The sequence below is a fragment of the Cryobacterium psychrotolerans genome, from assembly GCF_900101115.1.
GTDB lineage: Bacteria > Actinomycetota > Actinomycetes > Actinomycetales > Microbacteriaceae > Cryobacterium > Cryobacterium psychrotolerans.
The window spans coordinates 180,323-202,341 of record NZ_FNFU01000001.1 but is presented as its reverse complement, the minus strand read 5'-3'; the positions used below and the strand labels follow the sequence as shown (position 1 = coordinate 202,341).

16 protein-coding genes are annotated in these 22,019 nt (G+C 70.9%); 11 read left to right on the top strand and 5 right to left on the bottom strand.

The window, feature by feature from the left end; genetic code table 11:
- Positions 1–31 precede the first annotated feature (31 nt).
- A complete protein-coding gene (locus tag BLQ39_RS00795) occupies positions 32–1,339 on the top strand; it encodes an Nramp family divalent metal transporter (RefSeq protein ID WP_092321177.1) in 1,308 nt (435 codons plus the stop codon).
- Between the two features lie 262 nt (positions 1,340–1,601).
- Positions 1,602–1,799, top strand: a complete 198-nt coding sequence (locus tag BLQ39_RS00790; protein WP_092321176.1) for a hypothetical protein — start codon at positions 1,602–1,604, stop codon at positions 1,797–1,799.
- A gap of 27 nt (positions 1,800–1,826) precedes the next feature.
- Here BLQ39_RS00790 and BLQ39_RS00785 read toward each other — a convergent pair whose 3' ends face one another.
- Positions 1,827–3,206, bottom strand: coding sequence for an ADP-ribosylglycohydrolase family protein (locus BLQ39_RS00785; protein WP_092321175.1), 1,380 nt, complete (start codon positions 3,204–3,206; stop codon positions 1,827–1,829).
- Between the two features lie 461 nt (positions 3,207–3,667).
- Here BLQ39_RS00785 and ptsP point away from each other — a divergent pair, with 461 nt between their 5' ends.
- The 4 genes from ptsP to BLQ39_RS00765 all read left to right on the top strand — a co-directional run bounded on the left by ptsP (position 3,668) and on the right by BLQ39_RS00765 (position 6,962).
- Positions 3,668–5,365 (top strand): phosphoenolpyruvate--protein phosphotransferase, encoded by a 1,698-nt coding sequence (gene ptsP / locus BLQ39_RS00780; protein ID WP_092321174.1) that lies wholly within the window; start codon positions 3,668–3,670, stop codon positions 5,363–5,365.
- 44 nt (positions 5,366–5,409) lie between these two features.
- Positions 5,410–5,718, top strand: coding sequence for an HPr family phosphocarrier protein (locus BLQ39_RS00775; protein ID WP_092321173.1), 309 nt, complete (start codon positions 5,410–5,412; stop codon positions 5,716–5,718).
- 87 nt (positions 5,719–5,805) lie between these two features.
- Positions 5,806–6,069 carry a hypothetical protein gene (locus BLQ39_RS00770; protein WP_092321172.1) on the top strand — a complete coding sequence of 88 codons (264 nt, stop codon included), beginning with the start codon at positions 5,806–5,808 and terminating at the stop codon, positions 6,067–6,069.
- A 2-nt stretch (positions 6,070–6,071) separates the two neighbouring features.
- Positions 6,072–6,962: an FHA domain-containing protein gene (locus tag BLQ39_RS00765; protein WP_092321171.1), complete on the top strand. Its 891-nt coding sequence runs from the start codon at positions 6,072–6,074 to the stop codon at positions 6,960–6,962.
- A gap of 33 nt (positions 6,963–6,995) precedes the next feature.
- Here the strand turns inward: BLQ39_RS00765 and BLQ39_RS00760 are convergent, their stop codons facing one another.
- The 3 genes from BLQ39_RS00760 to BLQ39_RS00750 form a co-directional block, all read right to left on the bottom strand.
- Positions 6,996–8,669, bottom strand: coding sequence for a DHA2 family efflux MFS transporter permease subunit (locus tag BLQ39_RS00760; RefSeq protein ID WP_092321170.1), 1,674 nt, complete (start codon positions 8,667–8,669; stop codon positions 6,996–6,998).
- Positions 8,659–9,471, bottom strand: a complete 813-nt coding sequence (locus BLQ39_RS00755) for a TspO-related membrane protein (RefSeq protein WP_092321169.1) — start codon at positions 9,469–9,471, stop codon at positions 8,659–8,661. Before BLQ39_RS00755 ends, BLQ39_RS00760 begins: the two co-directional genes overlap by 11 nt.
- A 99-nt stretch (positions 9,472–9,570) precedes the next feature.
- Entirely contained in the window at positions 9,571–10,053 is a 483-nt protein-coding gene (locus BLQ39_RS00750) for a DUF2231 domain-containing protein (protein ID WP_256332659.1), read from the bottom strand.
- A 215-nt stretch (positions 10,054–10,268) separates the two neighbouring features.
- Between BLQ39_RS00750 and BLQ39_RS00745 the strand changes: the two genes are divergently transcribed.
- The 4 genes from BLQ39_RS00745 to BLQ39_RS00730 all read left to right on the top strand — a co-directional run bounded on the left by BLQ39_RS00745 (position 10,269) and on the right by BLQ39_RS00730 (position 18,206).
- Positions 10,269–12,560: a putative bifunctional diguanylate cyclase/phosphodiesterase gene (locus tag BLQ39_RS00745; RefSeq protein ID WP_135109442.1), complete on the top strand. Its 2,292-nt coding sequence runs from the start codon at positions 10,269–10,271 to the stop codon at positions 12,558–12,560.
- A 126-nt stretch (positions 12,561–12,686) separates the two neighbouring features.
- A complete protein-coding gene (locus BLQ39_RS00740; protein ID WP_092321166.1) occupies positions 12,687–14,978 on the top strand; it encodes a putative bifunctional diguanylate cyclase/phosphodiesterase in 2,292 nt (763 codons plus the stop codon).
- A gap of 352 nt (positions 14,979–15,330) precedes the next feature.
- Positions 15,331–15,885, top strand: a complete 555-nt coding sequence (locus BLQ39_RS00735) for an AMIN-like domain-containing (lipo)protein (protein ID WP_134575005.1) — start codon at positions 15,331–15,333, stop codon at positions 15,883–15,885.
- A 44-nt stretch (positions 15,886–15,929) separates the two neighbouring features.
- Positions 15,930–18,206, top strand: a complete 2,277-nt coding sequence (locus BLQ39_RS00730) for a S9 family peptidase (protein ID WP_092321164.1) — start codon at positions 15,930–15,932, stop codon at positions 18,204–18,206.
- Between the two features lie 79 nt (positions 18,207–18,285).
- On the opposite strand, the gene BLQ39_RS00725 is transcribed toward BLQ39_RS00730, so the two are convergent.
- The gene (locus BLQ39_RS00725; RefSeq protein WP_092321163.1) at positions 18,286–19,845 is read right to left on the bottom strand and encodes a CYTH and CHAD domain-containing protein; all 1,560 of its coding nucleotides are present in this window, start codon (positions 19,843–19,845) and stop codon (positions 18,286–18,288) included.
- A 139-nt stretch (positions 19,846–19,984) separates the two neighbouring features.
- On the opposite strand from BLQ39_RS00725, the gene BLQ39_RS00720 reads away from it, so the two are divergent.
- Positions 19,985–22,018 (top strand): gamma-glutamyltransferase family protein, encoded by a 2,034-nt coding sequence (locus BLQ39_RS00720; protein WP_241987001.1) that lies wholly within the window; start codon positions 19,985–19,987, stop codon positions 22,016–22,018.
- The last annotated feature ends 1 nt before the right edge of the window (position 22,019 follow it).

Below are 22,019 nucleotides of genomic sequence, written 5' to 3'. Positions count from 1 at the left end.
CCCGGGCGTCAACGTTAGGAATGCACCGGTCATGGTCACAGCTCATAACGCCTCTCTCGAACCAGTGGATCACGCCGCAACCGTCGATGATGACGGCGGCGCCCCCGCAAAATGGAAGGTCGTCGGGCCGGGCCTGGTGGTCGCGGCCACGGGTGTCGGCGCGGCCGACATGGTCGCCACGCTCGTCGCCGGCTCAAAATACGGCTACGGCCTGCTCTGGGCGGTGATCCTCGGGGTCGTCCTCAAAATCGTCCTGGTCGAAGGCGCCGGCCGCTTCACCCTCGCCACCGGGAAGACGATCTTCGAGGGGTGGCGTTCGCTCGGCAAGTGGACCACCTGGTACTTCGGCCCGTACATCATGATCTGGGGCTTCGTCTACGGCGCCACGGCGATGTCTTCGGCCGCGCTGCCCCTGGCCGCCCTGTTCCCGGCGGTGCCGCTGACCGCCTGGGCCGTCATCATGGGCCTGCTCGGATTCGTGATGGTCTGGTTCGGCCGGTACAGCTTCTTCGAGAAGATCACCGCCGTGCTGGTCGGCCTCATGTTCGTGACGGTCGTCGGCCTCGCGATCATCGCGGCGCCGAACATCCCGGAGATGGTCACCGGCCTGGTCCCGATGATCCCGGACGGCGGCATCCTCTACACCCTGGCGCTCGCCGGCGGCGTGGGCGGCACGATCACCCTGGCCGCGTACGGCTACTGGCTGCGCGAGAAGGGCTGGTACACGCCCAAGTGGATGAAGGTCATGCGGATCGACAACTCCATGGCCTACGTGCTGACCGGCATTTTCGTCATCGCGATGCTGATCGTGGGCGCGGAGGTCGTTCGCGCCGCCGGCATCTCCCTCAGCGCCGACGACACCGGCCTGCTCGAGCTGACGACCGTGCTGCGCGAGAAGTACGGTGACGTGGTCGGCGTCGGCTTCCTGGTCGGCTTCTGGGCCGCATCCTTCTCCTCGATCATCGGGGTGTGGAACGGCGTCTCGCTCATGTTCGCCGACTTCTGGGGCAACATGCGCGGCAAGGCATCCGGACACCCGGACACCCGCATCGGCGGCAAGTACTTCCGGTTCTACGTGCTCTGGCTGACGTTCCCGCCGATGCTCCTGCTGCTCCTCGGCAAGCCGATCGGCCTGATCCTGGCCTACGGCGTGCTCGGCTCGCTGTTCATGCCGTTCCTGGCGATCACCCTGCTGGGGCTGCTGAACGGCAAGCGCATCTCGGCCCAGTGGGCCAACAAGCTGCCGACCAACATCGCGCTCGGCGTCTGCGCGCTGCTGTTCGGCATCCTCGGCGTGCAGCAGCTGGTTGTGGCGATCGCCCCGGCGTTCGCGGTGTAGTCCTAGAGTGTGGGCATGACCAGGCCCGCTGGCGGAGAATCGTCGAAGGGCCGCTGAACCTGGCGGCGCTGGTCTTCTTGATCGCCTACTCCTGGCGCGTCATCGGGGATCTGCAGGGGGCCGGAGCGGCCATCGCGAAAGCGGTCATCTTCGCCACCTGGCTGGCCTTCCTGACGAACTACCTGGCCAATCTCGCCCTCACAACCGATCGCAAACGCTGGTTCGGCAGCCATATTTTCGAACTGCTGGGGTCGCCCTTCCCGTGCTCCGTCCGTTGCGCCTGCTCAGGTACCTGCGCCTGCGACGGTTCGAGCGCACGGTGGGCGGCGCCTTCCGTTCCCGGATATCGGTCTACCTGGCCGCGTCGATCGTGCTCCTGGTCTACATGGCCACGCTGGCGGTGCTCGACATGGAGCGATCGGCCCCCGATGCGACCATCACCACCTTCGGGCCCGACTAGCACGACCGGATCAGTGCCGGGCCCGGATCAGTGCTCGACCCGCATCAGTCTTGGTGCGAGCGCGTCGCGCAGGGCGGGGTTGGGCTTCGCCGCGGGGAGCACCTCGATGATGTCGGCGAGCGCCTGCTCGAGCGGAATCCGGCAGTGCCGCGAGGCGTAGAGCGCCGCGACGGCGGGCGTGCGACTGATCGCCTGAACACAGTGCACGAACACGATGTGCCCCTCCGCGCGCAGCGCGGCGATCTCGTCGACGGTGTCCACGAGCACGAAGTCCAGGTTGGGGTTCATCTCGGGGCGCGGGTCATCGACGAGCCACACCGCGATGTGGTCGCGGATGCGGGCGGGCACCTGCGCCGTGCCCACGCGGCAGAGTGAGACGACGGCGTCAACCTGGGCCGGGAGCCGGTCCAGCGCCCCCACCCCGCCGAGCCACACACCGCTGTCGTGCGGATGCCGCACCAGCGCCGCGGTGCCGCCGTACCTCTCGTACTCGATGCGCTGGTCGCTCGGCCAGCCGTGTGCGTCCGGCGCGCCTTTTCGGGCAGCGAGCACGGCGAGCCGCACGAGGTCGGGGGCGCGGAGTCCCGGGCGGCCGTGCAGGATGCGCCGCCACTCTGCGGGCACGGCCGACGCGCCCCAGCGGGCGCCGGCCAGCGCGCCGGTGATCGCGGCCACGTGGGTGGCCCCGCGGCCGGCGCGAACCGAGTTCTCGATCGACTGGCGGAGGAAGTCGGCATCCGTCTGTCCGATCTCGGCGATCACGTCCAGGTGCACGAGGGAGGACCAGGCTCCCTGCAGCGCCTCCACGACCCCGTTGTTGCGGTCGAAGGCCGACGGCGGAAGGCGGTCGGCATCGTCCAGCCGTCGCCACCACGGCGTCTGACGCTCCCGGGGGAGGGCGGTGAGCCCGACCCGCACGTTCAGTTCGCCGTGCAGGACGGCATGGTGCACGGCCAGCGCCCAGAGCACGCAGGCGTCCTGGGCATCCGTCTGGTCGTGGGTGAGTGCGCTGATCGCCCGTGCGGCCTCGGCGAGCGCCACCGGATCGTCGAGGTAGGCGAGCGCGACGCCGGCGCTGCGCAGGAGCGAGCTGTTGTCGACGCGGCCGGAGCGCTGCTCGCTGTGCTTGTGCACGGCGGCGCCCGACTGCGGGACGAGCCCGCGCTGGACGCCCTCGTTCCGAAGGTCCTCGGCCGCGGCCGCGGCTCCGACGACGTCGATCGCCGTTGCGGTGTCGTCAGACCACTCGCCGGGGTCCAGGCCGAGGCTCGCCATGCCCCCCATGGTCACGAACGCGGCGTCCGGCATGGGCTCGAGGCAGTCGTAGCCGGCGCCCAGCGCGTCGCCGCAGGCAAGACCGAGCAGCGTTCCCGCTGCTCTGTCGTGTTGAGCGGAGGTGAGATTCATTTGCGGACTCCTTCGGGTTGAGTACACGGTGTTGCGCGCCCCTCGAAAAGGGACGAAAAACGGAAAGTGCCGGGGGTAAGTCGTCACTGCCGTGGCGAGCCGTGGGGGCTCGCAATGTTTCAGCACCTCGTTTCGGAGCATCGTGTGCGGCGTCGGAGCTGCAACCGGGGCCCCTGCGGGCGACCAGTGAAGACAGACTTGTCCCATCGGGACGCGCACGTAACCCCCAGTTGAGGGGCATTGCGCCCTGCACCGGCCCGTGTCGGAGAGGGAAAGCGGACCGGTCATCGGCAGCCCGCATCTCTTTGTTCGTCTGGTATGGCGTGACACACAAAAGAAAAGCGCAGCTACAGTCGTTGGAGCGCAGGGCCAGCACCTGCATCACTCAGCCGAAGACTCCGCCCTCATCCCCGGCTGGATTCCCACCTCGGATGCTTCGCCCCAAGAATCGAGGACGTTCCATGCAAGTCTTTCCAGGAGTCGGCGTCAGCCCCGGCCGGATCATCGGATCCGTCCGGCAGATGCCCAAACCGGTCGGCGAGCCCGCCCAGGGCGAACGACTGGCCGAGTCGAGCACGCCGGACGACGCCTCGGCGCTGCTGCTCACCGCCTCGAAGGCCGTGCACGCCGAGCTGAAACGCCGCTCGGAGGGAGCGCAGGGCACCGGCAAGGCCGTGTTGGAGTCGACGGCCCTGATGGCGACCGACCCACTGCTGATCGAGGGCGCGGTCACGCTCATCAACGCCGGCACCTCGGCGGAGCGGGCGATCTGGGATTCCGGGGCATCCGTGGCGGAAATGCTGCACAACCTCGGCGGTTACATGGCCGAACGGGCCGCGGACGTGCTCGACGTGCGCGCCCGGATCGTGGCCGAGCTGCGTGGGGTGCCCGCGCCCGGGATCCCGCACTCCGACACGCCGTTCATCCTCGTGGGCGAGGATCTGGCCCCGGCCGACACGGCGACGCTCGACCCGTCGATTGTGATGGGCCTGGTGACCTCGGGTGGGGGCCCGCAGTCGCACACGGCCATCATCGCGAGGGCGCTCGGCCTACCGGCCGTCGTCGCGGCGGTCGGCGTCGACGAACTCGACGACGGCACGGAGGTATACGTCGACGGGGCCGCCGGGACCCTCACGGTGGGCCCCGGCCCGGCCGAGGTCGCCGCGGCGGAGGCCTGGGTCGCCCTGGCCGCCACGCTCGCCGTCTTCGACGGCAACGGCGGCACGGCGGACGGCCACCCGGTTCCCCTGCTGGCCAACGTGGGCGGCGCCGCCGACGCGGTCGCCGCGGCCGAGGCTGGCGCCCAGGGCGTCGGCCTGCTGCGCACCGAGTTCTGCTTCCTCGGCCGCGACACCGAGCCGTCCGTTGATGAGCAGGTGGCCGCGTACCGCGGCGTCTTCGACGCCTTCCCCGGCAAGAAGGTCGTCGTGCGCACGCTCGACGCCGGCGCCGACAAGCCGTTGCCCTTCGTGACCGACGCCACCGAACCCAATCCCGCCCTGGGCGTGCGCGGGTACCGCACGGACACGTCCAGCCCGGGAGTGCTGGAGCGCCAGCTGGCAGCCATCCTTGCCGCGGCGGAATTTTCCGCGGCCGAGGTGTGGGTCATGGCCCCGATGATCGCCACGGCCGAGGAGGCCCGGCGCTTCGCCGCCCAGTGCGCCGCCGCCGGGTTGAAGACGCCCGGCGTGATGGTGGAGGTACCGTCGGCCGCTCTGACCGCCGAGGCGATCCTGAGAGAAGTGGACTTCGTCAGCCTGGGCACCAACGACCTCACCCAGTACGCGATGGCCGCCGACCGCCAGCTCGGCCCCCTCGCCGCGCTGAACAACCCGTGGCAGCCTGCCGTGCTCCAGCTGATCCGGCTCACCGTCGTCGGCGCCCGGGCCGAGGGACACCACACCGGCCAGGTCAAACCGGTCGGCGTGTGCGGTGAGGCCGCAGCCGACCCGGCCCTGGCCGTCGTGTTGGTGGGCCTCGGCGTCTCCACCCTGTCGATGACCGCCCGGTCGTTGTCGGCCGTCCATGCGGTGCTGAGCCGGGTCACGCTCGACCAGGCGAGGGAGCTGGCCCAGCTCGCCCTCTCCGCTTCCAGCGCGACGGATGCCCGGGCCGCCGTCCGCGCCCACCTGCCCATACTCGAAGACCTCGGCCTGTAACCGCACTCACACCGCGAGCCCGCCCATACCCAGGAGCAAACACCATCCACGAACGCAAAGCCGTCATCGCCAGCCGCGTCGGCCTGCACGCCCGCCCCGCCGGCATCTTCGCGGAGGCGGTGGGCGAATTGACCATCGAGGTTCCCATCGCCCTGGAAGACAACGCGGCCGAAGACGCCATGGATGCCTCGAGCATCCTGTCGCTGATGAGCCTGGGTGCCGCCAACAGCGACATCGTCATCCTGCGCGCCGAGGCCGAGGGCGAGGGCGAGGGCGAGGGCGAGGGCGCGGTTGCGGTTGCGGCGCTTGGGGCGCTCATCACGCTGCTCGAAACCGACCTCGACGCCGAGTAGTCGGAGCCCCGGGACGGGCCCTTCCCCTCAGCAGGTAGCTTGGCTACTCTGGCCACAACACACGGGCACTGACTGGGAGGAGACATCGTGGCTGAAGAGCAGGACACCGCAACCACAGCGAGCGGACCGGAGGGCCGGAGCATTCGCGACTGGACGGATCTCGGCAAGGAGATGTGGTCGTACCTGACCGGCAGGAGCGCGGTCATCGACTACAGCTTCCTCGACATGACCGTCGAGGTGCCCCGCGATATCGGTCCGGATGCGCCGCGGGCGACCTGGAAGCTGAACGGCACGCTCCGGGTGACGACGAGCGAGGGCCAGCCCACCGTCACCGACACGCCCCGCAGCTAGTCATGACCGCGCTCACCCGGCTGGACATCGACCTGACCTTCTCGCTGACCGAGCCGGGCACGCCAGATTCGGCCGCCGAGGCGATGCAGGGCACGATCAGAGCCGGCGGAACCGAGGTGGAGATTTTCACCAGCAACCCCGAGCTGTTCGTCCAGGGCAGCGCGGCGATGCTCCGGCATCTGCGCGAAATCGCGGCCGAGCTCGCCGAGCGCGGGCTCACCGTGTCGCTGTCCGGTCCGGAGGGCCTGATCGGGCGTATCGGCGCGGTCAGCGCGCCGCTCGTCCAGCGAATCGTGACCCGCTCGCCGAACATCTCGCTGGGCAGCCGCGCCGTGCTGGCCCCGCTGCTGCTGCGTCGCAATAGAGCCTCTGCCCCGGCGGCGGTGCCACTGCCGCCACCGACTCTGTTTCCGCTGGTTCCGACCTTCAACCGGAGGATCAAGCGCCGCGCCACCACCACCCACTACGCGCCGGGTGCCGGGCGGCCGCGGCTCATCTTCGTCATCGGCTCAGAGAACTGGCACGGGCAGATGCCCCGCGAGTTCGATCTACTGCCCACCGTCACGACCATCGGCAGCGCTCCCACGGCGGACCTCCGCCTGAATGGCCTGCGGCTGCAGCACGCCGAGATCCGCCACGACGAGAACGACGAGTATGTTCTCTACCCGCTCGGACCTGTGGGCGGGACCGTCCGTCCGGGCAGCGTGCCCGGGCAGCCCGGGACCGTACTGCGAACCGGGGCACGGATCGAAATGGGACCCTGGCGGATGGCGTTCTTCCGCGAGGAATACGCCGATCACGGTCGGCCGTTCGGTGGACGCGCCGGCGGCGAGCTGGCCTATCAGAAGCCGCAGCCCGCCCGTCGGTCCGGTGCCCTTGAGGGCGAGGACTGAGCCTCCGAGGCCCCGGCGCTCCCCGCGCCCTGCCTACGCCGACCCTGCCGCCTTGCGCGTCGCGGCCGGTTCGCCCCCGGTCGGCCCTTCCGGCTCGTGGTGCGGCGCCAGGCCCGACAGTCGCAGGGAAGCGAGGAAGCCGAGCAGCAGGAACCCGGCTGCGGCGAAGGCCGAGTACCGGGTGCCGTCACTGAACGCATCGCGGGCGGCATCCGCCAGTTCGGGGCTGCGTTTCTCGAGCGCCGGGATCGCCGATCCGGCGCTGTCCACGACGACGTCGACGATCTCCGTGCGAACCGACGCAGGGACCCCGGGCACGTCCGCGAGCTTCGCGTCCAGCGAGGCCCCGACCGACGTGAACAGCACCGTGCCCAGGATCGCGATCCCGAGCGCCGACCCGATCTGCCGGGACGTGCTCGCCGTCCCCGACCCCTGGCCGCTCTGCTCGATGGGCACGTCCTTCAGCGCGACCCCGGTCAGTTGCGCCGTCGCCAGGCCGACGCCGAGGCCGTAGACGAACAGGAAGGGCACCACCACGAGCCAGGTCGCCTCGGCGGAGATGACGACGCCGAGGCCGGCCACCCCGACGATCTCGGCCAGGATGCCCGCGCGCACAATGGTGGCCGGTGAGATCTTGTTGCCAAACGCGCCGGCCAGTCCGCTGGCGACGAAGGCCCCGAGCGCGAGCGCGAGCAGGACAAACCCGGTCTGGAGTGCGTCGTAGCCGAGCACGTTCTGCAACCAGAGCGGCAGCGACAAGATGATGCCGAACTCGCCCAGGGACACGATCAGGGCCGCGATGTTGCCGTTCCGGAACGAAGGGATGGTGAACAGGGAGAAGGCAAGCAGCGTCGTCTTGCCCGCGCGCTGCCGGTAGAGGCCCCACCAGACGAAGGCCACTCCGGAGACGATCGTCACCAGGAACACGATCGGGATGATCGACAGCTCGTATGGCCAGGTCCAGTCGCCAACCGTGGGCGGGTTGTCCGTCAGCCACCAGCCGTAGCTGCGGCCCTCGATCAGGCCGAATACGAGGCTCCCACTGGCGAGCACCGACAGCACTGCCCCGACCACATCGACCCGCCGCGGCGCGCCCGCCTCCTTCGACTCCGTCACGAACAAGAGCACGCCGACGATGATGATCACGCCCAGCGGCACGTTGATGCCGAACGCCCAGCGCCAGGAGTAGTAGGTCGTGAGCCAGCCACCGAGGAGCGGCCCCACGGCCACCATGCCGCCGATGGTCGAGCCCCAGATGGCGAAGGCGATGCCACGTTCCCGTCCGCGGAACGTGGCGTTCAGCAGCGAGAGCGTCGCCGGAAGCACCATCGCGCCACCGACGCCCTGCACCAGCCGGGAGGCGATGAGCAGGTCGCCGGTCTGGGCCAGGGCAGCGAAGACGGAAGCCACGGCGAACAGCACCACGCCCAGCAGCAGGATGCGCCGGCGTCCGAAGCGATCGGCGAACGTGCCGAACACGAGCAGGAGAGCCGCGAAAACGAGCGTGTAGCTCTCCTGCACCCACTGCACCTGGGTGGAGTTGATGTCGAGGTCGTCGACGATCGACGGGATGGCCACATTGACGATCGTCGAATCGACAATGATAAGCGCGACCGCGATGCTGATGAACACGAGCCCGGTCCAGCGACGTCGGGCCGCCCTGGCGTCCGCGGCCGATGCTCTTACGGCCGGGCTATCACCGGTCATGCCTTGACCAATCGGCCGAACCGGTCCTGTCGGTGCGAACCCGCACTGCCACGGTGACCAGGGCGACAGCGACGACGGCGACGATCGCCGCGATCGCGGTGGGCGTGGAGAGCAACTCGCCGCTCAGCCGGGCGACGGCCACCCAGGCCAGGCCCCAGCACAGCGACGCTGCGGGGGCGAGCCGACCGCGGCCGGCGACCGCGAGCAGCACGCCGACGAGCCCGGCCACGGCGATCACGCCAACCGCCCAGACGTCGCGGTCGATGCCGAACCCGTCGAAGCCGGCGTCGACGAGCACCGCGGTCACATTGGCGGCTGTCGCGACGCAGACCCAGCCGAGGTACAGGCCGATCGTGCCGTCGACGACGACCGTTTCGGCCAGGCTCCTCGGCCGTGATGCGAGGCTGATCCGGAACGCCTGGACGAGCACGGCGAGCAGCAGCACGATCAGGGGAACGCTCAGCCACAGGAGGTCGAACTGGACGCTGAGGATCCACGCGGCATTCAGCAGCAGGGATGCGGCCACCGGGTAGCCGAGGCGGCGCTGGCGGGCATCCGTCTTCTGCGCCGGCAGCAACTGCCAGATCGCGTACGCGACGAGGCCGAGGTAGATGACCGACCAGATGCCGAAGGCCGGCCCGGCCGGGGCGATCGGCGTCGCGTCGGCTGACAGCGCCCCGCCGGAGGCCATCTGGATGGGCGTGCCACCGGCCGCCCCCGACCCGATGAACGACCCGATGATGGCGATGACGGCGCTCCCCGCCACGACGGCCTGGCGCAGCGAATCACGGTGCTCTGTCACAAGAATCTCCTCATCCTGCGCGCCGGAAGGTGAGTTGCGGAGAAAGTACCTTCCCCTCGCCGGGGAAGGTACTTTCTCCGCAACTCAGCCGGCCGGCCGCTAGTTCTCCCCACTGCTCACATTCCCTGACCAGACCGCGCGCACGCCGGATTCGCCAATCAGAACCACGGTGACGACCGAACCGGCGGCGAGCACCAGGGTGATGACCCGCCGGGACTGCCGGCCCGGGACCAGCCGGGAGAACCGGCCGTCCGGGACGGCGACGTAACGACACCACGCCCAGTGGGCCGCGGTCAGCAGGAAGAGCGCGATCACCCATGGCAGCAGCGACTCACCTATCTCGACGTGCGCTTCGGACAAAGGCGTTTCCACGACCCGCTCCTCGAGCCACTCGCCGGCCTCCGTCGTGAGGGGCACCGACACGAGCGCCGCGAGGGCGATGAGCGGCGTCACGATGCCGAGCCTGCGGCGCGCTGCCGGCCAGGCAACGGCCAGCAGGGCGCACAGTGCGGCCAGGGGCACGACGATCACCACGAAGTGGATCAGCAGCACATGCGCCGGCAGGCCATTGATCTCGCCCAATGCCTTCTCCATCCCGGGCGGCCGAGGGCCCGCCGTCGGCTCCCAGAATAGGCCAGACCACGCCATTGAGTTGCGGACAAAACACCTTCCCGGCGCCCGGGAAGGGACTTTTTCCGCAACTCGACCGCCAGGAGCGGCGCGGCACGCGGCCCCGCGTCGACCGCTGGTAGGCTCGGCAAACCGGGGGTAATGACGACGGTACAAGGGGGCGCTGCGTGGGACGACCTTTTCGCGCACCCAAGCTGCTCGCTCCCGTCCGCACGGCGAGCCCGCGCCCTTCCTGGTCGCTGTGGGGCATGGGGCTGTTGCTTGGCGCCTACCTCATCGGCTTGTCCCTCCACGGCACCGGGTTCAGTCTTCTGGTTGACGGATGGCTCGGGCTGGCGGCGCAGTACGCTCCGGCAGTCGTGTGCTGGATTGTCGCGGTCCGCACCCGATTCAGACGGGGCACGGTGGTCCTGGCTGCGGTCGCGGTCACCTCCTTCGCCCTGGGCAACACCTACTACGTCGTCGCGTCCGCGGCAGGGGCCACGGAGGTCCCGTTCCCCTCCCTCGCCGATGTCGGCTACCTGCTGTTCTATCCGCTCATGCTGGTCGCCCTCGCCGTGCTCATCCGCCGCCGTCTGCGCGCCCTCACCCTGCCTGTGCTGCTCGACAGCGCCGTGGGCGCAATGGGCGCCTCCGCGGTTCTGGCGGTCCTGCTGAGCCCGGTCCTGGAATCGGCCGTCGCCGGTCCGCTGTCGCTCGGAACCGTCGTCGCGATCGCCTTTCCCCTTTTCGATCTCCTGCTCGTCGCGGCCGTCGTCGGCATCGCAGCCACCCAGGTCTTCCAGAGCGGACGTCGCTGGATCCTGCTGACGCTCGGACTGCTCGTGCTCGCCGCCTCCGACGTCGTCTATGCGCTGCGCCTGTCTGCGGGCACCTACGAGGTCGGCACCGCCCTCGACGCCGGCTGGGCCATCGGACTCGCCCTGGTGGCGGTCTGGGTCGACGGCGCCGAGCGTTCCCCCGCCGGTGCCGAGCGGTCGCAGGCCGGCGCGTGGACCCTGGTGGTGCCCGCGGCAGCCACCGCGGCCGGGCTGACGGTGCTGATCCTGAGCAGCCAGAAACAGGAATCCGTGCTCGCGGTCGCCCTGGCCGCCCTCACCCTGATCTTCGCCGCGGTGCGCACACAGCTCGCCTTTCGCGAGCTGATGAAGATGAATGACCTGCGCCGGCAGGTCTTCACCGACGACCTGACCGGGCTGCCAAACCGGCGTGCCCTGTACGCCGATATCCCCGACCGCCTGACGAATGCCGCGGGCGGGCGAAGCGCGCTCCTGCTGCTGGACCTCGACCGGTTCAAGGAGGTCAACGACAGCCTCGGCCACGACATCGGGGACCGGCTGCTTGTTCAGGTCGGTCAGCGATTGTCCGGGCACCTGGGCGCCGGGGACCTGCTGGCGAGGCTGGGCGGAGACGAGTTCGCCATCCTTCTCGACGACGCGGGCTCCGACCGGGCGGTCGCCGTCGCCACCACTCTCCACGGGCTGCTCGCTGCGCCCTTCACCCTCGCCGGCATCGCGGTTCAGACGGACGTCAGCATCGGGATCGCGCTGTACCCGGACCAGGGCAAGGATTTCCGCGCGCTGCTGCGCCGGGCGGACATGGCCATGTACAAGGCGAAGGGAGCGCGCACCGGGCACCACGTGTTCGTCAGCGCGGACGATCGCCACGGAGACGACCGGCTGCGCACGCTGCAGGAGCTGCGAACCGCCCTGTCCCGCGATGAGCTGGTGCTGCATTACCAGCCCAAGGTCGACCTCGACACCGGCGAGGTGCACGGCGTCGAGGCGCTGGTGCGCTGGCATCACCCGGTGCGCGGCCTGCTCTATCCCGACGCGTTCCTCGAGCTCGTCGAAGAGGCCGGGCTCATGCGCGAGATGACGAACCTCGTGCTGCGGAAAGCCCTCGACCAGGCGGCGATCTGGCAGGTCCGGGAGACGCCCCTGACCGTCGCCGTGAACCTCTCCGCCAGTTCGCTGATGGACGCCGACCTGCCCGAACGGGTTGCCTCCATGGTCGACGAGCGCGGCCTGGAGACCTCCGCCCTGGCGCTGGAGATCACCGAGGACTTCCTGATGGCCGACCGAGGCCGGGGCAAGGCGATCCTGACCAGGCTGCGAGACGCCGGCATCCAGATCGCCATCGACGATTTCGGCACCGGCTACAGCTCGCTGGCCTACCTGCGCGACCTGCCCATCGACGAGCTGAAGCTCGACCGCTCCTTCGTGATGCCGATGGCCGGCGATCCCCGGGCCGCCGCCCTGGTCGCCTCCACAATCCACCTCGCCCACAGCCTCGGCCTGCGCATGGTGGCCGAAGGCGTTGAGGATGCCGCAACCTACGACCGACTGGTCGGTTTCGGCTGCGACCACGCCCAGGGTTTCCACCTGTCCCGGCCCATCCCCGCCGCCGATCTGGAGCGCTGGCTGGCCGGCCGCGCCGAGGCCGCGCTCGCCGTCTAGCCGCGATCCGGTTTGTCCGATATTCGCCGATGCCCGCACGGTGTCGCGCCCCGGTTCCGCCCTCAAGCCGAGATAGGCTCGGGCGAACCAGGGGGCTGGACGCGGGGCGTAACACAAGGATCTTCAGTGCTCTCTACCTTCCGCCTCACCCACCCCCGCGCACGGGCACGCGCTGCCGCCCACGTGAACACCGGGCTGGTCTGGGCCATGGGCATCCTGCTCGGGGCGTACCTCGGCGGACTCGTGCTGCATGGCGACGGATTCAGCTTTCTCGTCGACGGCGTTCTGGCGTTGCTCACCCAGTGGGTGCCCGTTGCCGTCTTCTGGCTGGCCTCGCTCCGCACCCGATTCCGGCGGCCCGAGATCCTCCTCGCCGCGGCGGCCGTCACCTCGTCGGCGCTCGGCGAGACGTATTACGTGCTCGCGCTCGACGGCGCCGCGGCGGCCCCGTTCCCCTCCTGGGCCGATGTCGGCTACCTGCTGTTCTACCCGCTGATGTTGGCCGCCCTGGCCTCGCTGGTGCGGCGTGAGGCACGCGGGCTGGCGTGGCCGGTCGTCCTGGATGGAGCCGTCGGTTCTCTCGGCGCGGCCGCGGTGCTGGCCGTGCTGCTCGGCCCGATCCTGGTTTCCGCCGCGGCCGGTCCGTCTGCCCTGGCCGTCGCCGTCGCGGTCGCCTATCCCCTGTTCGACCTGCTCCTCGTGGCCGCGGTCGTCGGGATTGCCGCGACCCACGGCCTCGATATCGGCCGCCGGTGGGGCCTCCTGGTGCTGGGCCTGTTCGTCTACGCGGCCGCCGACGTCGCCTATGCCCTCCTCGAACTCGAGGGGCGTTACGCCGTCGGGACCCTGCTGGACGCGAGCTGGCCGATCGGGCTGGCGCTGATCACCCTGTGGGTTGAGGGCACGGTTCGCCGGGGAAGCCACGGCCGAACGTCCGCATCCACCCCGGCCCTCGCCGTGCCCGCCGTCGCGGTGCTCGCCGCACTGGGCGTCCTCATCCTGGGCAGCCGAATCCCCCTGTCGGTGCTCGCCCTGGTGCTGGCCAGCGGCACGATGGGCCTGGCTGCCGTCCCGCTGATCTTCCGGCAACGGCTGCTGCGGCGTCAGGCCGGAACCGACGAGCTGACCGGGCTGCCGAACCGACGCCGGCTCTATGCGGAGGTCCCGGTGCGCCTGGTCGCGGCTCCGGACCGCCCCCGCGCGCTGCTGCTGCTCGACCTCGACCGGTTCAAGGAGGTCAACGACAGCCTCGGCCACGACGTCGGCGACGAGCTGCTCGTGCAGGTAGGCCAGCGGTTGTCCAGCCACCTGCGCGGCAGCGACCTGCTCGCGCGCCTGGGCGGAGACGAGTTCGCGATCCTGCTCGACGACACCGGGTACCTCCGCTCGGTGGCCGTCGCCGTCGGGCTGCAGGAGGCGCTCGCGGAGCCGTTCACCCTCGCCGGCATCGCCCTCACCGTCGACGTCAGCATCGGGGTTGCCCTGTTCCCCGACCAGGGCACCGATCTCGGCACCCTGCTGCGCCGGGCCGACCTGGCGATGTACCGGGCCAAGGATGCCCGCAGCGGGCACCACGTCTACGTCAGCGACGATGACACCCACGGCGACAACCGGCTGCGCACCCTCGAGGACCTGCGCACCGCCCTCAGCACCGACGAACTGATCCTGCACTACCAGCCCAAGGTCGACCTCGCCACCGGCGCCGTGCACGGCGCGGAGGCCCTCGTGCGGTGGAACCACCCCGCCCGCGGTCTGCTCTACCCGGATGCTTTCCTCGGCCTGGTCGAGGAGGCCGGGCTCATGCCCGAGCTGACCTGCCTCGTGCTCGGGCAGGCACTGGACCAGGCCGCACGCTGGCAGGAACAGGGCACCCCGCTCACGGTCTCGGTCAACCTCTCCGCCAGCTCCCTGAAAAACGCCGAGCTCCCCGAGCGGATCATCGCGATGGTCGAGGCGCGCGCCCTGCCGCCGCAGGCCCTGATGCTCGAGATCACCGAGGAGTTCCTCATGGCCGACCGGGACAAGGCCCGCACGATCCTGACCAGGCTCCGGGGCGGCGGCATCCGGATCGCCATCGACGATTTCGGCACCGGCTACAGCTCGCTGGCCTACCTGCGGGAACTTCCGATCGACGAGCTCAAGCTCGACCGGTCCTTCGTCATGCCGATGTCCGGCGATCCCCGGGCCGCCGCCCTGGTCGCCGGGGCGATCAACCTCGCCCACAGCCTCGGCCTGCGCATGGTCGCGGAGGGGGTCGAGGATGCCGCCGCCTACGACGAGCTGGTCGGCTACGGTTGCGACCACGCCCAGGGCTTCCACCTGTCGAGGCCGGTACCCGCGGCCGAACTCGACCTCTGGCTGGCCGGGCGCCCGTTGCCGGCCACTGCGCTCCAGGCTGCGGAGGGCGCCGGGCGCTGAGTGCCCGCCTTGTGCGGCAGTCGCGCCGGGGCCAGACTGCGATTGAGGGGTCGGGACGCAATCGATTGGGGACCTGATGAGACTCGGTTGTGCACACCGTTCGGCAGGCCGCGCCGCCCAGACGGCACCTCGCCGGCTGGCACCGCTGGTGCTGCTGCCGCTGGTTTTCCTCCTCACCGCCTGCACGACGCCGGCGCCGATTCCCGGGCAGAGCACCTCCCCATCGACGGCCACCGCCACCCCGTCGCCTTCGCCTTCGCCGTCCCCGTCCCCGTCGGGCTCGTCCGCGCCGACGCCGACGACCACTCCCCCGCCGGACGACGAGCCGGCGCCTCCGAACTCGGGCGACCGCGTGATCAGTTCACGCATCGTGCAGGACTGGGGCTGGCCCGGTCCCGGCGAGCCCTATCGGGTGGAGCACGAGTTCCCGGTGCCGATCGCGGGGCCGCCCGCGCCGCCGCTGCCGTACCTGTATTCGATCGCCGCGGGCACGCATCCGTCGGACAACCCGCCGTATGACCAAATGAGTTTCCGGTTCCAGAGCGGCTTCCCGAGCTACGACATCGAGTACGTGCCGAAGCTCATCGCCGACGGCAGCGGGGCGAACATCCCGATGCCGGGCAGCCAGTCGATCCTCCGGGTGGTCTTCCGGACGGCCCAGGCCCACCTTGAAAACGGCACCTCGAGCATCGTCTCGGCGCCGGCGCCCGTCATCGGCTACCCGGCGATCACCCGGTACGCCTCCGCCGGCGACTTCGAGGGATACGTCACCTACGGCATCGGCGTCGGCAGACCGGCCGACACGAACCCGCAGACCCGGGTGCGGGTGTACGAGGTGGAGAAGATCGAGCTGGGCCGGCACCTCTACGTCGTGGCGATCCAGGTCGACGCGACGCCCTGGCGCTAGCAGCCCGACACCTCCTCGGGCCTCGGCGACGTACGCTGGGGCTCATGAACATTCCTCCTGCCGCCGCGAAAAAGCCCCAGCCGCGTACCCACCACAATGACGTGTACGTGGACAACTACGAGTGGCTGCGCGAGAAGGAGAGCCCGGAGGTGGTGGCGCACCTCGAGTCGGAGAACGCCTTCACGGATGCCCGCACTGCTCACCTCGAACTGCTGCAGGAGCAGATCTTCGAGGAGATCAAGGGCCGCACTCTGGAAACCGACCTCAGCGTTCCCGTGCGCCGCGGCGGCTGGTGGTATTACACCCGGACGGTGGAGGGGCAGGAGTACGGCATCCACTGCCGGGCGCCGATCTCGGACTCGGACGACTGGGCTCCGCCGGTGCTGGCGGGGGGCGGGGCAGGCTCGGGGGGCGGGGCAGGCTCGGGCGGCGGGGCAGGCTCGGGCGGCGAGGTTGGCTCGGGCGACGTTGGCTCGGGCGGGGCGGGGCTGCCCGGCGAGCAGGTGCTCCTCGACGACAACGTGGAGGCGGCCGGCCACGACTTCTTCGCGATCGGCAGCTTCGACATCAGCACCGACGGCACCCTGCTGCTCTACGCCGTCGACACCGAGGGCGACGAGCGGTACACGATCCGGGTGCGGGCGATCGCCGCGGGAGCGGCGGGAGGCGCAGCGGTGGGCACCGCGGTGGGCGCGAACCTGCCGGACGAGATTCCGAACACGTCAGAGGGCGCCATGTTCGACCCGAGCGGGCGCTACCTGTTCTACACGACGGTCGACGATGCCTGGCGGCCGGACACCGTGTGGCGGCACGAGCTCGGCACCGCGGTATCCGCCGACGTGAACGTCTTCCACGAGCCCGACGAGCGCTTCTGGGTGGGCGTCGGGCGCACCCGCAGCCGCAGGTACCTCGTCATCGAAGCCGGCTCGAGCGTGACCAGCGAGACCCGGCTGCTCGACGCCGCCGACCCGACCGGCGAGTTCGTCGTGGTCTGGCCGCGGCAGGAGGGCGTCGAATACGACGTGGAGCACGCCGTGCTCGGCGGCACAGACCGGCTGCTGATCGTGCACAACGGCGGCCCGGAAGGTCACAAGGCGGTCAACTTCGAGCTCGTCAGCGTCGCGGCATCCGACCCGCAAGGCGCGAGGCGGGTGGTGCTTCCGCACAGCGAGCGGATCCGTCTCGAGGGCGTCGACGCGTTCCGCGATTTCATCGTGATCGAGTACCGCAAGGAGGGGCTCGCGCGGGTGGCGGTTGCCCGGCACGACGAGCACGACCACGACGACGGCGGCCTAACCGAGCTGAAGTTCACCGAGCCGCTGTACACGGTGGGCGTGGCCGGCAACCCGGAGTGGGACCAGCCGACGATCCGCCTGGTCTACACGAGCTTCGTGACGCCGTCGACGGTGTACGACCACGTCGTCGCCACGGGCGAGCTGCGCCTGCTCAAGCAGCAGCCGGTGCTCGGACTCTACGACCCGACCCTGTTCGAGCAACGCCGGGAGTGGGCCGTCGCGGACGACGGCACGCGCATCCCGATCTCCCTCGTCTACCGCAAGGACCTCGTGACCCCGGGCGAACCGGCGCCGACGGTGCTCTACGGCTACGGCTCGTACGAGCACAGCATCGACCCCGGCTTCAGCATCTCCCGGCTCAGCCTCCTCGACCGCGGGATGATCTTCGCGGTCGCCCACGTGCGCGGCGGCGGCGAGCTCGGCCGGCTCTGGTACGAGCACGGCAAGAAGCTGCACAAGCGCAACTCCTTCACGGACTTCATCGAGTGCGCGACGCACCTGATCGACTGCGGGTACAGCTCGCCCGACCGGCTCGTCGCCGAGGGCCACAGCGCGGGCGGCCTGCTGATGGGCGCGGTGGCGAACATGGCGCCGAAGCTGTTCTCGGGCATCCTCGCCGGCGTGCCGTTCGTCGACCCGGTCACGTCGATCCTCGACCCGTCGCTGCCGCTGACGGTGATCGAATGGGACGAGTGGGGCGACCCGCTGCACGATCCGGAGGTATATGCCTACATGGGCACGTATTCCCCGGTGGAGAACGTGCACGCGACGCACTACCCGCGCATCCTGGCCGTCACCAGCCTGAACGACACCCGGGTGCTCTACGTCGAGCCCGCCAAGTGGGTGGCCAGGCTGCGCGAGGTGGGGGCGGATGCCCTGCTCAAGACCGAGATGTCGGCGGGGCACGGCGGCGTCTCTGGACGGTACAACGCCTGGCGCGAGGCCGCGTTCAACTACGCCTGGATGATCGACGCGGCCGGCGCGCATCCGTCGGGGGAAGGCGCGCTGCCCGCCTCCGCCCGCTGAGTTGCGGACAAAGTACCTTCAATTCGAAAACGAAGGTACTTTGTCCGCGACTCAGTGCGGACTGGAGCGTGCGTGCGGGTCAGAAGGTGCGGGCGAGCCGCGCGATGCGCCGCACCGACGAGTCGAGGTCCGCGGGCGGCGCGCCGAGCTCGCTCGCCGCGCGCGCGGTGAGCATCCCGTAGACGAAGGTCTCCTCGCCCGCCTCGTTGGCGCTCGCGGAGGCGAACTCGAGCTGCCCCGCGAAGAGCACCAGGTCGTGCCGCTCGCCGAGGGACGTCTCGATCGGCTTGGCCGCGGCCGAGATCCGGCGGAGGGCGCGGCCTTTCTTCGCGCCGAGCACGGCGGCCGCCTCGGGGCGCACAGCATCGACGGCATTCCGCAGGCGCCGCACGGCCTTGCGCACGTCGTGCAGGGCGGCTTCGCGGTCGACCGGCCCGGCCGCCGCTGCCCTCCGCGCTCGGGTGCGCAGCCGGGCGATGTCCCGGCGCAGCTGCCGCCGGATTTCCTTGACCGCGGGATGGGACCACCGTTTGGTCAGCGGCGGGCGCGCGGCGAAGTCGTCGAGGGCGTCGAGCAGCCGGTAGTACCGTGGGCTCGACATCAGCCGGCGCACGCGCTGGTGCGCCTCGGTGTATCCGCGGCGGGCATCGGCCACGAGGCGGGCCTGCACGGCGGCGTCGGAGGGGTGCGCCGGGACGGCGTCGAGTTCCCGCACCGCTCGCTTGCCGCTCACCTCGGCGTCGCGCGCATCCCCGAGCGAGCCGCCGAGCCAGGCGAGGCCGTCCCGCAGCGCCCGGACCGCCTCCGCGTCGAACAGGCGGCCGTTGCCGGCGAGCACGTTGCTGAGCCGGCGCACGGCCCGGCGCATCTGGTGCACGGCATCGGGCTGGTCCGCGCGCACGGCGGGATCGGCGTTCTCGAGCGCGGCGGTCAGCCTGCGCACGGCGGCGACGACGACGGATGCCGCGGTCCCGGCAATTGCGTCGGCCACCGCGCCGATCCCGGGCACGACGTCGGTGAGGGACTCGGCCCCGAGTGCCTGCGCGACCTTGGCGACGCTGGACGAGGGGGTCGCCCCGGCCTCGAGCAGGACCCGTTCGATCGCGTCGAGGAGCCTGCTGCGTGCCTTCTTCGTGTCGGGGGCGGCCGGGAGCAGCTCGACCTCCCACTCGCGCCAGGTGCGGAGCGTCCCGCCGCGGGCATCCGACGCCGACACGACGTCATCGGCCAGCTCGGCCACGGCCTCGCCCCGCTCGTCCAGCAGGTGCACTGCGGTGCGCACGGTGTTGATGCGGGCCAGCGGGGACAGCGCCCGGTCGCGCACGATGGCGCGCACGGGGTCGAGCACCTCGTCGGGGATGGTGGTGCCGCTGCCCAGCGGCCAGTGCAGCTCGGTGCGGCCCTCCTTCGCGGGCTTCTTGATGTGCCAGCCCTCGTCGGGGCCGCCCTCGCGCCGGCGCAGGATCATCCGGTGCGCGGCCAGGTCGAGGTTCGCGGTGTCGAAGTACACCGCCGTGAGTGTGACCGGTTCGAGCTGCCGGGCCGCGGCGATGCCGTCTGCGGCGGTGAGGTCGGGCACGGAGGCCGCGGCATCCACGTCGTATTTTCGCTCGATCTCCGCCTGTGTGTGCGCAGCCATGGCATCCCTGTCTCGTCGCCGGTTTGAGTTGCGGAGAAAGTACCTTCATTCTCGAAACGAAGGTACGTTGTCCGCAATTCAGCCTTGTGGGCAGTCTTGCATGGGAGCAGCCAGCGCCGAGCTCTGTCAGAGTGGGCCTGTGACGTACACTCCCGCGAACTCCTTCACCACCCGTCCAACCCTGCAGGGCACGTTCGGCATGACCGCCTCGACGCACTGGCTGGCGACGGCCTCGGCGCAGGCCGTGCTCGAGCGCGGCGGCAACGCCTTCGACGCGGCGGTCGCCGGTGCGTTCGTGCTGCACGTCGTCGAGCCGCACCTGAACGGGCCGGGCGGCGACATGACCGGGATCTTCGCGACCGCCGAGCATCCGGATGCCCCGATCGTGCTGATGGGGCAGGGCCCGGCCCCCGCCGCCGCGACCCCGGAGCACTACCTGGCGGAGGGCCTCGAACTGGTACCGGGGGCGGGGGCGCTGGCCGCCGCTGTTCCGGCGGCCGTCGACGCCTGGCTGCTGCTGCTGCGCGACCACGGCACCTGGGAGCTGGAGCCGGTGCTGGAGTTCGCCATCGGCTACGCCCGGCGGGGGCATCCGATGCTGCCCCGCGTCTCGGCCACAATAGCCGCCGTCGCCGACCTGTTCACCGAGCACTGGCCGAGCTCCGCCGAGCGGTGGATGCCGGGCGGGCGCGTTCCGGCGGCGGGCGAGCTGGTCACCAACGAGGCGTGGGCGCGCACCCTCGAGCGACTCGTCGCGGCAGCGGCGGCCAGCGCTGCCGGCGGGTCGGCTGACCCTGCGGCGGGCACCCCGGCGGGCTCCGCGGCGGGCGCCGCGGCGGGCGCCGCGGGCGGCTCCCGCGAGGCCCGGATCGACGCGGCGCGCACCGAGTGGAGCGAGGGGTTCGTCGCCCGGGCGATCGTGGACTTCATCCAGGCGCCGCACCGGCACTCCTCCGGCACCGACCACGCCGGGGTGATGACCGGGCAGGACCTGGCCGGCTTCGCGGCATCCGTCGAGCCGGCCGTCACGGCGACCTTCCACGGCTTCACGATCGCCAAGACCGGGGCCTGGGGCCAGGGGCCGGCCCTGCTGCAGATGCTGGCCATCCTCGACGGGTTCGACGACCTGCACCTCGACCCGTCGACCGCGCTCGGCGCGCACACGATCCTCGAGGCCGAGAAGCTCGCGCTGGCCGACCGCGAGGCCTGGTACGGCGACGCGGATGTCCCCCTCGACTACCTGCTTTCGGCGGAGTACTCGGCCGAGCGGCGGGCGTTGATCGCCGAGACGGCCTCGCACGAGTTCCGGCCGGGGACGGTGCCGGGGCGCGAGCCGTTCCTGCCGCCGCTCCGCACCGAATACGCCCCGCCCGTGCCCGGCGGGCACTCCGCCGACGCGGTCGGGGCCGGCGCCGGGAACCGGGCCTTCGCCGGCGTGGGTGAGCCCACCGTCGCGCCGCCGCGTGCGGGCGAGCCGGCCGCGCCCACGACTGCGGGCGAGGCGACCGCGTCCCGCGACACGGGCGAACCGATGGCCGCGCCCCGGGACGCGGGCGAGCCCACCGTCGCGCCCACCGGCGAGACGCGCGGCGACACCTGCCACATCGACGTCGTCGACCGGTGGGGCAACATGGTCTCGGCCACCCCATCCGGCGGCTGGCTGCAGTCCTCCCCCACCATTCCGGAACTCGGCTTCTGCCTCGGCACCCGGCTGCAGATGACCTGGCTCGAAGCCGGGGCACCCTCGACGCTGGCCCCGGGCAAGCGCCCGCGCACGACCCTGACCCCCACCCTCGTGCTCCGGGACGGCAAGCCCGTCGCGGCCGTTGGCTCCCCCGGCGGAGACCAGCAGGACCAGTGGCAACTGCTATATCTGCTGCGCACGATCGTCGGCGGCTACTCGCCGCAGCAGGCGATCGATGCGCCCGCGTTCCACACGACATCCATACCGGAGTCGTTCTGGCCGCGCACCTGGACCCCCGGCGGCGCCGTGGTCGAGGACCGCCTCGGCGACGACGTCATCGCCGACCTCGAGCGACGCGGTCACCGCGTCACCCGGGCCGGCGACTGGTCGCTCGGACGCCTGTCCGCGGTCACCAGCGACCCGCACACGGGCCTGCTCGGTGCCGCCGCCAACCCGCGCGGCGCGCAGGGCTATGCGGCCGGCCGGTAGC